We start from the raw sequence: 13,968 nt of genomic DNA on the forward strand, positions 1-13,968 counted from the left end.
GTAGCTCGTACCCGGTAGCTCGTAAAGTGTCTGTCCCCGATAGCCTCTGTCCCCGATAGCCGCCTCCCTGGCTAAAAGTGCCTGTCCCTGGTAGCTCCCGAGAGCAATCATAAAAGTGCCTGTCCCCGGTAGCTAAACCCGCTTCACGCTCTCGCGCACCACCAGCGTTGGCTCTAGCTGCACCGTTTGGCTTTCACTATTAGGGGCATCAAGTTTACTAAGAAGCGTTTCGACCGCTGCTTGACCGAGACGATATTTGGGCTGGTGAATGGTAGTCAGGGAGGGCGAGATAAATTTAGCCAAGTGAATATCATCATATCCAATAATAGAGAGCTCATCGGGTACGCAAATCCCTAGCGCGTTAGCAGCATTGATCGCGCCCATCGCCATCATGTCATTGCCTGCAAAAATGGCGGTGGGTAAGGATCCACACTCAGCAATCGCCTGCAAACCTTGATAGCCGCCTTCACACTCAAAGTCCGCTTCCACCATCCAATGTGGATTTTCAGCAAGTCCAGCATCGCGCAGTGCATCTTTAAAGCCTTGAAAACGCATTTGCGCTTGATACCTAACAAGAGGCCCACTGATGCAGCCAATCTGGCGGTGACCACAATCAATCAAGTGCTGGGTCGCTAAATAGCCGCCTTGATAGGAATTGTCTTGGATTTTATCGCAGGCAAAATCAATCGGCCCCCAATCCATCACCACCACAGGAATATCCGGATAACGATCAAAGCCTTCAATCCGCTCCCCTTCCATGGTCGAGCACATCAAAATCAAGCCATCGACTCGCTTTTGCAGCAGCGTATCAATCGAGGCACGCATGCGTTCAGCATCACCTTCCGTGTTACACAGAATCAAACTGTAGCCATTGTGGTAACAACTGCGCTCGACGCCTTTTACCACTTCACCAAAAAACGGGTTGGTAGAGGTTGTCACCAGCATGCCAAACGTTTTAGTACGATTGACTTTTAAACTGCGCGCCAATGCCGAGGGAGCATAGTAGTTGAGCTCTTTCGCAGCTTGGTTAACCTTCTCAGCAATCGTCTCACTGACATAGCGGGTGTTGTTAATCACATGACTGACCGTCGACGTCGACACGCCCGCCCGTTTGGCTATATCTTTCATGGTCGCCATTTATCGCGCTCCGCTACCAAGGTTGAAATGAAGATTAGGCATCTTGATGGGCTAAAAACGCATCGATATCCACGCGCGAGGGAATCGACGTTTGTGCGCCACGCTGAGTGACGGATAAAGCGGCCGCGGCATGCGCAAACCGAATCGCCTGATCAAGTGTCTGTCCCTCTATCAATCCAGTGACGAGTGCGCCATTAAAGGTATCGCCAGCGGCGGTGGTATCCATAGCATCGACAACAAAACCCGGGATTAATCTCCCTTCCTTTCGCGCTTTGTCACTCAGCCACACGCCCTGTTTACCCATAGTGATCAGCACCGTCTCAATCCCTTTTTGGTGCAGCACATTTGATGCAGCTTGCGCACTCTCGGAATCTGTCACCGCAATGCCAGTCAGGCTTTGTGCTTCTGTTTCATTCGGCGTGATAATGTCAACCGCCGCCAAAAGCGCATCGCTCAAAGAAGCCGCAGGGGCCGGATTCAGCACCACTTGGGTATTTGACGCTTTGGCATGAAAAGCCGCTTTTTCAATCCCGCACATCGGCGTTTCTAACTGCATCAACAAGTAATCGGCTTGGGCTATCGTATCGAGATCGGCGGTAATGGCCTCCGATGTCAGCGCCGCATTGGCCTCCGCCGATAACGCGATACTGTTCTCACCTTGATCAGTGACTTGAATCATCGCAATCCCGGTCGGCGCATTCGCCTGCACCTTCATCGCACTGACATCCATCCCCTCTTGCGCATAACACTGACGAATCTGCTGACCAAAGGCATCGTCACCCACACTGGCAATAAAGGCAACATCCGCACCGCAACGCACCGCCGCCACCGCTTGATTTGCGCCTTTGCCACCCGCAATCACCGCATAATCTCGACCGTGTAATGTCTCTCCAGGACGCGGAAAACTGGAGACGCGTAAAACATGATCGGCATTAACACTGCCGAGCACAACTAATGGACTCATTACCCTTCCTTACCGTTCAATCAATCGCGCACCGTCCAACACACTCGGCCAGACGGTGCTTATTATTGTATCTTCCCGTGCGACCCTTATTCAGCGATCGTTTCTTGACTGATCACCTTAAGCGGTACCGGAATATAGCTGTCGACTGACTCGCCTTTCAGCACTTTATCCGCCGTTTCAACACCGAGCTCACCAATCATACCCGGCTGCTGAGCGATAGTCGCTGCCAAGTGGCCACGTTCTACTGCAGCAATGCCATCTTTAGTGCCATCAAAGCCCACAATAGTGACATCTTTGCCTGATGCCTGCACCGCACGCAACGCGCCAAACGCCATTTCATCGTTTTGTGCAAACACCGCCTGCACCTCTGGATACGCAGCAAGCAAGTTCTCCATCACATTCAGACCTTTGGTGCGGTCAAAATCCGCTGGCTGACTGGCCAGTAACTCTACATCCGTACCTTCAATCGCATCCATGAAGCCTTCACCCCGCTCACGCGCTGCCGACGTACCGGCAATGCCCTCAAGCTGGATCACTTTGGCACGCTCACCGACTTTACCCATGATAAATTCCGCCGCCATTTTACTGCCTTGCGCGTTATCAGAGGCGATATGGCTCACCACCTCCCCACGGCTGGCGCCACGGTCTAGCGTAATCACCGGAATGTCAGCGCGATTAGCAATACGAATTGCATTCGAGACTGCATCCGAATCAGTGGGATTAATCAAGATGGCTTTCACACCACGAATGGTTAAATCCTCCACATTCGACAGCTCTTTACTGGCGTCGTTTTGCGAATCGAGCACCAATAGCTCATAGCCAAGATCTTGCGCTTTCTGCTCTGCGCCTTCTTTCATGGTGACAAAAAATGGGTTGTTTAAGGTTGAGACCACGATCGCCATTCTATCTTCCGCCTGCGCACTGATGCTAAGCGTTGACGACAAAAGCGCGGTGGTAATCAAAGTAGTCAGTTTTTTCATGCTTTCAGTCCTTTTGTGTTTGTAGGGTATTGTTTTTGTTTAATCATTAAAGAGAATTAAAAGTGCCTGTCCCGGTAACTTAAAGTTCCTAGGGCCTAGGCAGTGCTTTCTGCTCTTCCCCGTACTCCGTAAGCGAAGCGCTCTGTATTCAGGATCCCGAATACAGATGACGGAATACAGAGTACAGAGAGAGCAAGAGCCCCAATGCAAGCACAATCTGCTCTATCTAGTCTCTAGTCTCTAGTTTCTAGTTTCTAGAAGAGAAGCGTCTCGGCTCTTTCCTGTATTCCGTAAGCGAAGCGCTCCGTATTCCCATTCCCGAATGCCAACTTAAAGTGCCTGTCCCGACAAGTTCGTGCCGACAAGCTAGAGTGCCTGTCCCAACAAGCTACCAACAAGCTATTTGTTTTTGTTATCCACCAGCACGGCGAGTAAAATCACCACGGCTTTGGCAATCATTTGGTAGTAAGACGACACGTCCAGCAGGTTAAGGGCGTTGTTCAAAAAGCCGATAATCAGCGCACCAATCAGCGTGCCCATGATCTTGCCTTTACCGCCCATGAGGCTGGTGCCGCCCAGTACCACCGCCGCAATCGCGTCAAGCTCATAGCCAGTGCCAGCAGTCGGTTGGCCAGAGGACAGACGTGAAGTAACGATGATCCCCGCCAGCGCGGCAAGCATGCCGCAAAGGCTGTAAACACCGATTTTAATCCGATCGACATTGATGCCAGACAGACGCGCCGCTGACTCGTTGCCACCGAGTGCGTAGATATAACGGCCAAAGCGGGTATGATTAAGCAAGTACCAGGCACCGATAAAGACGATGGCCATCAGCCACACGGGCACGGGAATACCCAATAAATAACCGGTCCCAAACCATGCAAAGGCGTCCGCCGTTTCAGTAAAGCCCGCGGAAATGGGGCGACCATCGGTATACACCATGGTCACGCCACGATAGAGCGTCATTGCGACCAAGGTGGCAATAAACGCCTGCACCTTGCCTTTAGCCACCACCACACCAGTCATGGCACCAATTGCTGCGCCGGCAAACAAAGCGGTGGGCACTGCGATCAACACCGGCACTTCGACTGCTATCAGACTCGCGGCAAAGGCACCGCACAATGCCAGCACCGAGCCGACGCTCAAATCGATACCCGCGGTTAAAATCACCAGCGTCATCCCCACCGCGATAATCGCGTTCACCGAGGTTTGGCGCAGGATATTGAGCAGGTTATCGACCATGAAAAAGTTGCTGTTTAAAAATGACATCACCACGATCAGCGCCAACAAGGCGATCAGTGATTTTTGCTCAATTAACCAGGCTTTGCTGAACATAGGTTTGCGTCCATCCTCTGACGGCTGGGACTTATTGACTGCATTTGAGCTCATGCTGCATCCTCATTGGCATCTTTGCCTACCGCACAGGCAAGCAGAGTTTCTTGGTTAGCGTCCTTGGCATCAAATTCACCGCACACGCGGCCTTCGTGCATCACTAAGATGCGATCACTCATGCCAAGCACTTCGGGCATTTCTGACGACACCAAGATGATGCTCATGCCCTCGGCTTTAAATTGATTAATTAACTGGTAAATTTCTTTTTTGGCGCCTACATCGACACCACGCGTCGGCTCATCCAAAATCAGCACTTTCGGCTTGGTCATCAGCCCTTTGGCGATCGCCACTTTTTGCTGGTTACCGCCCGACAAGTTGCCAATAATTTGGCCACGATGCGGCGTTTAATATTAAAAAGGCGAATAAAATCATCCACCGCCATCACTTCATCGCGCGGCTGAATTTTGCCCCAGTGCGTCAGTTTATCGAGCGCGCTGAGTGACATGTTGTCTTTCACCGATAACCCCAGCACCAAGCCCTCGCCTTTGCGATCTTCGGAGATATAGGCTATGCCGTTAGCCAGTGCATCTTGCGGGCTGACCGGATTAATCATCTTGCCATCAAGCCGAATCGTGCCTGCCTCGCGCGGCATGGCGCCATAGATAATTTTCATTAACTCCGTACGCCCAGCCCCCATCAGACCCGACACGCCTAAAATTTCACTGCGGTGCAGCTGGAAACTCACCTCTTCCACTCCGTGGCCGCTGACATTTTCCACCTCAAGGCTTATCCCGTCAGGGCTTACATCGCTACGCGGGTATTGCTCCGCGAGTTTGCGGCCCACCATCATTTCAATCAGACCGTCTTCATCGGTATCACTGACGGCACATTCGCCAATAAACTTGCCGTCGCGTAACACGGTGATCCGATCGCAAATCTCAAAAATTTCTTTTAAACGGTGTGAGATATACACAATGCCGCAGCCCTGCGCACGTAACTCATTGATCACCGCAAACAGCGAAGCCGTCTCGGTGTCGGTCAGCGCATCGGTCGGCTCATCCATAATGATCACCTGCGACTCAAACGACAGTGCTTTAGCAATTTCCACCATCTGCTGCTCGCCCAGGCTAATGCTCCCCAGAGGCGTCGAACCGCGCGCATTGACATTTAACCGCGCCAGCAGCTTATCCGCCTCTTCAACCATTTTGACCCAGTCAATCTTGCCAAAACGATTAGTAAATTCACGACCCAGAAAAATGTTTTCGGCAATGGTCAGCTCTGGGATCAAATTCAGCTCTTGGTGAATAATACTGATCCCCGCTTGCTGCGAATCGCGTGGCCCTTTAAACGAGACAGGTGTGCCTTGGTAATTCACCTCACCGCTATCGGCGTGATAAATCCCGGTTAACACCTTCATCAAGGTGGATTTTCCCGCGCCGTTCTCGCCCAATAACGCCATCACTTGGCCGGGATACACATTCAAGCTTGCCTCATCGAGGGCGCGCACCCCGGGAAAGGTTTTTACGACTTGGCTGAGCTGTAAGATAGGTTGCGTCATCGTGGTTACTCGCTTAGGCCCACCTAAAAGGTGACACCGGCTTGAAAAATCACATTGGCATAAGGCGTACATTCACCGGTGCGAACCACCGCTTGGCTCTGCGCCGTACGTGCTTTAAATGCCTCGTGGCTGATAGTGGTCACCCCTATCGGCTGTTGGCGTGCAGCATTTTCTTGTTCTAATCGCCCAAGCAATGCCTGGTGCAGCGCTGGGCTCACCACTGCGAGCTCTTCCGCAATCACCACAGATTCAATGCAAGCGTGCGTTAACACCGCCTCGACCGTCTGCATAAAGCTCGGCACGCCATCAGTCAGCGCCAAATCAATGCGCGACACCGAGTTCGGTATCGGCAGCCCCGCATCACACACCGTAAACTCATCGGTATGTCCCACTTGCGTAACCAGCTGTGCGAGCTTTGGATGGAGCAAACCATGCTTATTCATTCATCACCTTCTCACTCTCGATTGGATCATTCAGCGCTTACACCCCACTCAACGCGGATACGCCTTCTTTTATCGCGCTTTCTCGCAGAAAACACGCCATGAAACGTTTCGATATTAAATAAATAATAAACGGCGATATAAAATTCACCATAAGCAAGATACACAGATGTGAAGCAGATCGACTATTGATATCGCAGTCACTAGCAAAGAGAGGGGAAGATCACACTAGGGGGTTGGGAGAGATAAAGACTAGAGCCTAGGGGACGGAATACGGAATACGGAAAAAACGTATAGTGCCTGTCCCCGCTCTTCTGCGTATCCTGTAAGCGAAGCGCTCCTTTTTCAAGATCCCGAATCAAGCCTAGGTCGGACAAGCACCAATGGCACCACCGAAATAAAAACCAGGCGTAGGTCGGACAAGCGCCAGTGCGATGTGAAAATATTAATTCAATGTAAACCGCGCGCCTCCGACATTAAAGCCAAAGTTGGCGCCGGTGTTAAATTTACCACCGATCGTGACAGGTGCTGTAGATAAAGGGCCTAGGCACTGCTTCTCGCTCTTCTCCGTACTCCCTTTTCCAAATCATACGTAGACTAGACAAGCATCAATGGCACCATTGGCGTAGGTCGGAAAAGCGCCAGCACGATGTAAGCCTCGTTCCTCGATATAACTGGCGCGCTCCGACATTGATGATTAAAATTGGCACTGATCGTAACAGGCGCAGTGCAACTGGCGCCCATTGGCATGGTGCATTATTGTTGACATTATGCTGGGGCTTGTGTCACCTACGCCAATGGGATCATAAAGTCTCAATGTAGATAAAGTTCCTAGGGCCTAGGATCCTAGGACCTAGGTACTGCTTCTCGTTCTTCTCCATATTCACGATCCCGAATACCGATGACGGAATACAGAGTACAGAAAAAGCAATAGCCCCAATGCGAGCACGAGGCGGCTCGATCTAGTCTCTCGTCTCTAGAAGCGAAGCGTCTCGGTTCTCTTCCTTCTCCGGCTGATCACTCAAACCCGGTACCGCTTGGCAAAATGTGCACTCTTCATTATCCACCGAGGCACCGCCTGCCTCCACATAACGAATCCGGTGACTGCCTTTGTCCCGATTCGCAGATACGGCAAACCGCCGTTGCTCACGCTCAGGTATCGTCTTTTCTGTGTCATGATTAGCCATGGGTTGTCTCCTTAAAATACCGGGAACCGCTTCGTTAAAATCAAGCCTAGGTCGGCATAAGCCCCAGCACGATGTAAGCCTCGTTCCTCGATATAACTGGCGCGCTCCGACATTGATGATTAAAATTGGCACTAATAGTGACAGGCGCCCGTTGGCATGGTGCATTATTGTTGACATGGTGCCGGGGCTTGTGTCACCTACGCCAATGGCACCACCAAAAGTCCCAATAAATGACTAACTAGCTAATCCAGACGTCTTTCAGGTGCGTCCATGTCCTCGTGCAGCACACGAACAACGAGTACCTCCGATTCAAGTACTTGATAGAAAACAACGTGATGCTCGACCTGCAATCTTCGATACCCAGAAAAAATATAGGCGTAGTTCGCGCCGAGTGATGGATGATTAATCAGCTGTTTCATCCCTTCTTCAAGCTGATCCAGACATTGATCTGCCTGATCAGCACCCCATTTTCGCAGGTATATACCCAAATTCCAATGAGATCGGATTCGGCCTTCGGCGTGACGCTCAGCTTAAGCACTAATCAGCCGCCTTCATCCGTTGACGGCCAGTTGCCTTGATAGCCGATACATCGAGTGCCTTAGGTTTTCCGCTTGACTCACCCTCAGCGAGAGCCTGCCTCAGCACGGCAATACGTTCTTGAGCCTGCTGATCTCGACGGATGAGGTAACGGATATACTCACTGTCATTGCCAAACTGACCGCTTTCAATCTGGCTTTTCACCCAACAGTCTTGTTGTTCAGTCAGCGTAATGGTTTTCCGATGCATGCTCATATCTGGCCATCCTAAGATATCACGGTATGACAATATCATACCATCCGACTGTGCCGAATCAATTACTGCTTCTTATCGACGCGCGTCATGAGACACAAGCACCAAAAATGCCTGTCCCGTTAACTACCAATGGCACCATTGGCGTAGGTCGGCATAAGCGCCTTCTCGATCGCACCAGCTTGGTGTGATTTACGCCGCGCGCCCGTTGCACGGCGCCATCGGACATCAAAGCCAAAGTTGGCGCCGGTGTTAAAATTGGCACTGATCGTGACAGGCGCCCGTTGGCATAACGCATGATTGTTAGCATGGCACCGGAGCTTATTTCACCTATGCCAATGACATCACCGGGCCTAAAGTGCCTGTCCCCACAAAAGTGCCTGTCCCCACAAAACTCACAAAAACTAAACCTTTGTTGCGGTGCTGGCGCGGTGTGCCAATTTAAAGGGAATAATTTCAGAGCCTATAAACGGTTGGCCTTCAATGGCTCGTAAAATATGCGACGCTGCCTGGGCGCCGAGGGATTGATAGTCAATTTCAGCGCTTGTCAGGCTAGGAAACGCATGTTCACTCATCGATGAGCCCTCCAAACTGATAATCGCGATATCAGTCGGCACTTTTAACACCCGTCGGTGACACTCAAACAACGCGCCGATCGCTACCTCTTCATGGCTACAGACTAGCGCGTCCAACGTGGCATCGCGAAGCAACAATTTCGCTAGGCCCTCTGCCCCCAATTGTGCCGATGGCGCCTCGTGGGTGGTTAAAAAATGGTCTGGAGTTAAATAGTGCTCAATCATCGCACCCTGCCAGCCTTGCAGTTTGCGCTGTAAGGTCGCATGATTCCCTCGCGCGCCAATAAAGCCAATATTATTAAATCCTTGGCTTAAAAGGTGCGACGTACCAACCTTACCTATCTCGTGGTGATCTGCACCCATGCTGGCATAACCTATCATTGATGGCGATTCAGCAATTTCGAGGACAGGCGCATTGGCCATCGCGAGCAGTTGATGAGTGCGCTGGGTATGTTCACTGCCAAACAGCACCACGGCTGCCGGGCGACTTTCTAAAAAGCTGGCAAGCAAATCCTCTTCTTGCTGGACAGAATAATCACTGTAACCCAGCAACAGTTGATAGCCAGCTTTATTCAGCCGCTGTTGAAAACTAGGCAAAAACAAGCCACAAGCCTTTTCCAGCAGAGAAGGAATAATCAACGCAATGGCATAGCTTTGCGCCGAGGCCAAGGCGCCTGCGGCTTTATTCGGTATATAGCCAAGCTGCTCAACAGCGCGTTGAACCTTATCGCGCAATTTATCAGAGACAGCATCCGGCGTGCGCAACACCCTAGACACTGTCATAGTGCCTACTCCTGCTCGTTTGGCGACATCAGCGAGCGTGACTTTACCCGTGTTACGTCGTTTTCGCGGTTCACTCATCTTATTTATTGATTACTCATCATTTTATTCAACCGTATCCTATCACAGCCATCAGCCAATAATCCTTGCCTAGTATGACCGCTTTATAGCATGGCTCACCGCCAACCAGAAAAAATGATAGCGCTATCACACATTATGATAGCGCTATCAGGTAGCGCTATCATTTGTGACCCTTGTCTATTTATTACCCGCATTTCAGCGATAAAGTTATCAACAATTCGCCAACAAACCCATTACTCCCACAAAACGGACGGTACCATGTTACGTGAACTCATTACTCCTGACGTTATCCGTATTCATACCGATGCAAACGATTGGCAAGACGCTATCGATAAAGCCTGCGCAGCACTTTTGACTAACGGAGCTATCGAGCCAAGCTATGTCGACGCCATTTATCGCTCGCATCAAGAAATCGGCCCCTACTATGTTATTGGTCCAGGCATTGCCATGCCCCACGCGCGCCCAGAAGATGGCGTGAACCGCTTAGCCCTTGCTATTACCGTGATTCAAAACGGCGTCAATTTTGATAGCGCGGAAAACGACCCGGTCAAGGTGCTGGTTACTCTTGCGGCTACTGACAGCAATAGCCATGTCGAGGCCATTTCTCAACTCGCGAACCTATTTATGAACGAGGCGCACATCGCGCAGATCAGCCGCGCAACCACCGCGGATGAGATCTTAGCGATCATCGCCGAGTACTAATCCAAACCCCGATACCAATAAAACGCAAATACCTACACAAAAATAGAAGGTCTGAATTATGAAAATCACAGTTGTATGCGGTCATGGTCTTGGCACCAGCCTAATGATGGAAATGAGCATCAAACAAATCATCAAGGATCTCGGCGTCGAGGCCAGTGTCGATCATATCGATCTGGGCTCAGTGTCTGGGACAGATGCTGATATCTTTGTTGGAACCAACGACATTGCCCAGCAGTTGCAAGCGATGAATGTGTCACCGCGCATTGTCGCACTCGACAACATGGTGGATAAAGAGGCAATGAAATCTCGCTTATCTGAAGCCCTACAAGCACTCGGTGCCCTATAAGGAGTCACGTTATGCCCTTTTTTAACTTCCTGATGAAAGACGTGCTCTCTGAGCCTGCGGTATTAGTGGGCTTAATTGCACTGATTGGCTTAATCGCCCAGAAAAAACCGGTGACTGAATGTATCAAAGGCACGGTAAAAACCATTCTTGGTTTTGTGATCCTAGGAGCCGGTGCCTCATTGGTGGTCAGCTCACTCGGTGATTTTGCCACCATTTTTCAGCACGCCTTTGGCATCAGTGGTGTCGTACCAAACAACGAAGCCATTGTGTCCATTGCGCAAGAAGCCTTTGGCAAAGAAATGGCGATGATCATGTTCTTCGGCATGCTGGTGAACATTCTTATCGCACGCCTAACCCCATGGAAATTCATCTTTTTAACCGGCCACCACACCCTCTTTATGTCGATGATGGTAGCAGCGATTCTTTCCACCAGCGGCATGGAAGGAATCCCATTGGTGGCATTAGGCTCTGTGGTTGTCGGTTCGGTAATGGTGTTTTTCCCTGCCATCGCGCATCGATACATGCAACAAGTCACTGGCTCAGATGAAGTCGCCATTGGTCACTTCTCTACCCTTTCTTACGTGCTAGCCGGCTTTATTGGCAGCAAATTTGGCAACAAAGCCCATTCCACCGAAGACATGGACGTGCCCAAAAGCCTCTTGTTCTTGCGTGATACTCCAGTCGCCATCTCGTTTACCATGGGCATTATTTTTATGGTGACGTGTCTGTTTGCCGGCGGGGACTTTGTGCGCGAGGTCAGTGACGGTAAACACTGGTTTATGTTTGCATTAATGCAGTCCATCACCTTTGCGGGTGGGGTGTATGTGATTTTGCAAGGGGTAAGAATGGTGATTGCCGAGATTGTGCCAGCGTTTAAAGGCATCTCCGACAAACTGGTGCCTAATGCCAAGCCAGCACTCGACTGCCCCGTGGTCTTCCCCTACGCGCCCAATGCGGTGTTAGTAGGCTTTTTATCCAGCTTTGTCGCCGGGTTAGTGGGTATGTTCTTGCTTTATATCTTAGGGCTCACCGTGATCATCCCAGGTGTTGTGCCCCACTTTTTCGTCGGCGCGGCAGCAGGTGTATTCGGTAATGCCACCGGCGGACGACGCGGCGCAATTTTAGGCGCCTTTGCGCAAGGCTTACTGATCACCTTCCTACCGGTATTCCTGCTCCCGGTACTCGGCGATCTGGGCTTTGCCAACACCACCTTTAGCGATGCAGATTTCGGCGTCGTCGGCATCCTACTCGGCCTGATTGTGCGATAAACAAGCAGAAGACGAAATAAAAACCAGGCGTAGGTCGGACAAGCGCCAGTGCGATGTGAAAATATTGATTCAATGTAAAACGCGCGCCTCCGACATTAAAGCCAAAGTTGGCGCCGGTGTTAAATTTGCCACCGATCGTAACAGGTGCTGTAAATAAAGTTCCTGGGGCCTAGGATCCTAGGTCCTAGGAACTGCTTTCCGCTCTTTCCCGTATTCAAGATCTCGAATCAAGGTCGGACAAACACCAATGGCACCATTGGCGTAGGTCGGCATAAGCGCCTTCTCGATCGCACCAGCTTGGTGTGATTTACGCCGCGCGCCCGTTGCACGGCGCCATCGGACATCAAAGCCAAAGTTGGCGCCAGTGTTAAAATTGGCACTGATCGTGACAGGCACTGTAGATAAAGGGCCTAGGACCTAGGCACTGCTTTTCGCTCTTCCCCGTATTCTGTAAGCGAAGCGCTCTGTCTTCCCATTCCCGAATACCGATGACTGAATACAGAGTACAGAAAGAGCAAGAGCCCCAACGCAAGCACGATCTACTCTATTTAGTCTCTAGTTTCTAGAAGCGAAGCGTCTCGTCTCTTTCCCGTACTCCGTAAGCGCAGCGCTCCGTATTCCGTATTCTGTATTCTGTATTCGAGTTTCTAGCCTCTAGAAGCGAAGCGTCTTGTCTCTTTCCCGGCTCTTCCCATCTTCCCCCGTATTCAGTATTCTGTCGTTCTTATTTACCAATCTTGATAACAAACTAGGCAGTTCGACCATGAAGGTACTCGTCACCGGTGGCACGGGGTATATTGGCAGCCACACTTGCATTCAACTGATCAAACAAGGCCATACGCCTGTCGTTATCGATAACCTATGTAATAGCAAAGAAATGGTGCTCGATCGCATTGAGCAAGTCACGCAAGTACGCCCAGCTTTTATGCAAGGTGATATTCGCGACAGTACGTTCTTAAAGCGTGTGTTTGCTGAATACAGCATTGACAGTGTGATCCACTTTGCCGGATTAAAAGCCGTGGGTGAGTCAGTTGAAAAACCACTGAAATACTACGACAACAATGTCTCCGGCACCCTAAACCTGGTGCGTGAAATGCAAGCGGCTAACGTCAAATCGCTCATTTTCAGCTCATCTGCCACCGTTTATGGCGATCCCGCATCGGTGCCTATTAAAGAAGACTTCCCCACCTCGGCGACTAATCCCTATGGCCGAAGCAAGTTAATGGTGGAAGAATGCTTGCAGGATTTTCACCATGCCAATCCAGATTGGAGCATCACCCTGCTGCGTTACTTTAACCCGGTCGGTGCGCATGAATCGGGATTACTGGGTGAAGATCCACAAGGCACACCCAATAACTTGCTGCCTTTTGTGGCACAAGTAGCGGTGGGCCGACGCGAAAAACTGGGCGTGTTTGGTAATGATTACCCCACCCCCGACGGCACCGGCGTCCGTGATTATATTCACGTGGTCGATCTAGCCGATGGGCATTTAGCCGCGCTGGATAAAATGGCTCATCAACCTGGCACCCATATTTTTAACCTCGGCACCGGCCAAGGCAACAGTGTGTTAGAAATGGTGCATGCATTTGAAGCTGCTGCAGATCGCCCGATCCCTTACGAGATTAAGCCCCGCCGCGCCGGCGACATTGCCGAATGCTACGCCGATCCTGCTTATGCTAAAGCAACGTTAGGCTGGACCGCCACACGCAATCTGCAAACCATGGTCGAAGACACCTGGCGCTGGCAGTCGAAAAACCCGAATGGGTATGAGGATTAGAGACTAGAGACTAGAGACTAGAGACTAGAGACTAGAGACTAGAGACTAGAGA

14 protein-coding genes and 1 pseudogene are annotated in these 13,968 nt (G+C 50.9%); 5 read left to right on the plus strand and 10 right to left on the minus strand.

What is annotated here, in order from left to right; genetic code table 11:
• Positions 1-132: 132 nt before the first annotated feature.
• The 9 genes and pseudogenes from HLG76_RS13205 to HLG76_RS13245 form a co-directional block, all read right to left on the minus strand.
• A complete protein-coding gene (locus tag HLG76_RS13205; protein WP_175993818.1) occupies positions 133-1,137 on the minus strand; it encodes a substrate-binding domain-containing protein in 1,005 nt (334 codons plus the stop codon).
• 34 nt (positions 1,138-1,171) lie between these two features.
• On the minus strand, positions 1,172-2,101 hold the full coding sequence (gene rbsK, locus HLG76_RS13210) for a ribokinase (RefSeq protein WP_175993819.1): 930 nt from the start codon (positions 2,099-2,101) through the stop codon (positions 1,172-1,174).
• Between the two features lie 86 nt (positions 2,102-2,187).
• Entirely contained in the window at positions 2,188-3,081 is an 894-nt protein-coding gene (rbsB, locus tag HLG76_RS13215) for a ribose ABC transporter substrate-binding protein RbsB (protein WP_077576641.1), read from the minus strand.
• A gap of 399 nt (positions 3,082-3,480) precedes the next feature.
• A complete protein-coding gene (gene rbsC, locus HLG76_RS13220; protein WP_021023174.1) occupies positions 3,481-4,470 on the minus strand; it encodes a ribose ABC transporter permease in 990 nt (329 codons plus the stop codon).
• Positions 4,467-5,971, minus strand: a pseudogene (gene rbsA, locus HLG76_RS13225) (ribose ABC transporter ATP-binding protein RbsA). Before rbsA ends, rbsC begins: the two are co-directional and overlap by 4 nt.
• Before the next feature lie 23 nt (positions 5,972-5,994).
• Positions 5,995-6,414, minus strand: a complete 420-nt coding sequence (rbsD, locus tag HLG76_RS13230) for a D-ribose pyranase (RefSeq protein WP_077660262.1) — start codon at positions 6,412-6,414, stop codon at positions 5,995-5,997.
• A gap of 959 nt (positions 6,415-7,373) precedes the next feature.
• Positions 7,374-7,598 carry a hypothetical protein gene (locus tag HLG76_RS13235; protein ID WP_077677021.1) on the minus strand — a complete coding sequence of 75 codons (225 nt, stop codon included), beginning with the start codon at positions 7,596-7,598 and terminating at the stop codon, positions 7,374-7,376.
• Positions 7,599-7,840: 242 nt separating this feature from the next.
• On the minus strand, positions 7,841-8,086 hold the full coding sequence (locus HLG76_RS15220; RefSeq protein ID WP_217706587.1) for a type II toxin-antitoxin system RelE/ParE family toxin: 246 nt from the start codon (positions 8,084-8,086) through the stop codon (positions 7,841-7,843).
• Positions 8,087-8,135: 49 nt separating this feature from the next.
• Positions 8,136-8,390 carry a type II toxin-antitoxin system ParD family antitoxin gene (locus tag HLG76_RS13245; protein WP_077651224.1) on the minus strand — a complete coding sequence of 85 codons (255 nt, stop codon included), beginning with the start codon at positions 8,388-8,390 and terminating at the stop codon, positions 8,136-8,138.
• 26 nt (positions 8,391-8,416) lie between these two features.
• Between HLG76_RS13245 and HLG76_RS13250 the strand changes: the two genes are divergently transcribed.
• Entirely contained in the window at positions 8,417-8,578 is a 162-nt protein-coding gene (locus HLG76_RS13250; RefSeq protein WP_158011777.1) for a hypothetical protein, read from the plus strand.
• A gap of 213 nt (positions 8,579-8,791) precedes the next feature.
• Here the strand turns inward: HLG76_RS13250 and HLG76_RS13255 are convergent, their stop codons facing one another.
• A complete protein-coding gene (locus HLG76_RS13255; RefSeq protein ID WP_077660265.1) occupies positions 8,792-9,823 on the minus strand; it encodes a LacI family DNA-binding transcriptional regulator in 1,032 nt (343 codons plus the stop codon).
• Between the two features lie 258 nt (positions 9,824-10,081).
• Here HLG76_RS13255 and HLG76_RS13260 point away from each other — a divergent pair, with 258 nt between their 5' ends.
• From HLG76_RS13260 to galE, 4 genes are all read left to right on the plus strand, one after another.
• On the plus strand, positions 10,082-10,525 hold the full coding sequence (locus HLG76_RS13260) for a PTS sugar transporter subunit IIA (protein WP_077670206.1): 444 nt from the start codon (positions 10,082-10,084) through the stop codon (positions 10,523-10,525).
• A gap of 58 nt (positions 10,526-10,583) precedes the next feature.
• On the plus strand, positions 10,584-10,871 hold the full coding sequence (locus HLG76_RS13265) for a PTS sugar transporter subunit IIB (protein ID WP_175993820.1): 288 nt from the start codon (positions 10,584-10,586) through the stop codon (positions 10,869-10,871).
• A gap of 11 nt (positions 10,872-10,882) precedes the next feature.
• Positions 10,883-12,139 (plus strand): PTS ascorbate transporter subunit IIC, encoded by a 1,257-nt coding sequence (locus HLG76_RS13270; RefSeq protein WP_077660267.1) that lies wholly within the window; start codon positions 10,883-10,885, stop codon positions 12,137-12,139.
• Between the two features lie 763 nt (positions 12,140-12,902).
• Positions 12,903-13,916, plus strand: coding sequence for a UDP-glucose 4-epimerase GalE (gene galE, locus HLG76_RS13275; protein WP_175993821.1), 1,014 nt, complete (start codon positions 12,903-12,905; stop codon positions 13,914-13,916).
• The last annotated feature ends 52 nt before the right edge of the window (positions 13,917-13,968 follow it).

The organism is Salinivibrio sp. EAGSL (genome assembly GCF_013366455.1).
GTDB classification, from domain to species: Bacteria; Pseudomonadota; Gammaproteobacteria; order Enterobacterales; family Vibrionaceae; genus Salinivibrio; species Salinivibrio costicola.

Excerpts from the sequence above, each read along its gene's own strand:
- HLG76_RS13265 (WP_175993820.1), top strand. The coding sequence starts at position 10,584 with ATGAAAATCACAGTTGTATGCGGTCATGGTCTTGGCACCAGCCTAATG.
- HLG76_RS13205 (WP_175993818.1), bottom strand. The coding sequence starts at position 1,137 with ATGGCGACCATGAAAGATATAGCCAAACGGGCGGGCGTGTCGACGTCG.
- HLG76_RS13250 (WP_158011777.1), top strand. The coding sequence starts at position 8,417 with ATGACAATATCATACCATCCGACTGTGCCGAATCAATTACTGCTTCTT.
- rbsC (WP_021023174.1), bottom strand. The coding sequence starts at position 4,470 with ATGAGCTCAAATGCAGTCAATAAGTCCCAGCCGTCAGAGGATGGACGC.
- HLG76_RS13245 (WP_077651224.1), bottom strand. The coding sequence starts at position 8,390 with ATGAGCATGCATCGGAAAACCATTACGCTGACTGAACAACAAGACTGT.
- HLG76_RS13270 (WP_077660267.1), top strand. The coding sequence starts at position 10,883 with ATGCCCTTTTTTAACTTCCTGATGAAAGACGTGCTCTCTGAGCCTGCG.
- rbsK (WP_175993819.1), bottom strand. The coding sequence starts at position 2,101 with ATGAGTCCATTAGTTGTGCTCGGCAGTGTTAATGCCGATCATGTTTTA.
- rbsD (WP_077660262.1), bottom strand. The coding sequence starts at position 6,414 with ATGAATAAGCATGGTTTGCTCCATCCAAAGCTCGCACAGCTGGTTACG.
- rbsB (WP_077576641.1), bottom strand. The coding sequence starts at position 3,081 with ATGAAAAAACTGACTACTTTGATTACCACCGCGCTTTTGTCGTCAACG.
- galE (WP_175993821.1), top strand. The coding sequence starts at position 12,903 with ATGAAGGTACTCGTCACCGGTGGCACGGGGTATATTGGCAGCCACACT.
- HLG76_RS13255 (WP_077660265.1), bottom strand. The coding sequence starts at position 9,823 with ATGAGTGAACCGCGAAAACGACGTAACACGGGTAAAGTCACGCTCGCT.
- HLG76_RS13260 (WP_077670206.1), top strand. The coding sequence starts at position 10,082 with ATGTTACGTGAACTCATTACTCCTGACGTTATCCGTATTCATACCGAT.
- HLG76_RS13235 (WP_077677021.1), bottom strand. The coding sequence starts at position 7,598 with ATGGCTAATCATGACACAGAAAAGACGATACCTGAGCGTGAGCAACGG.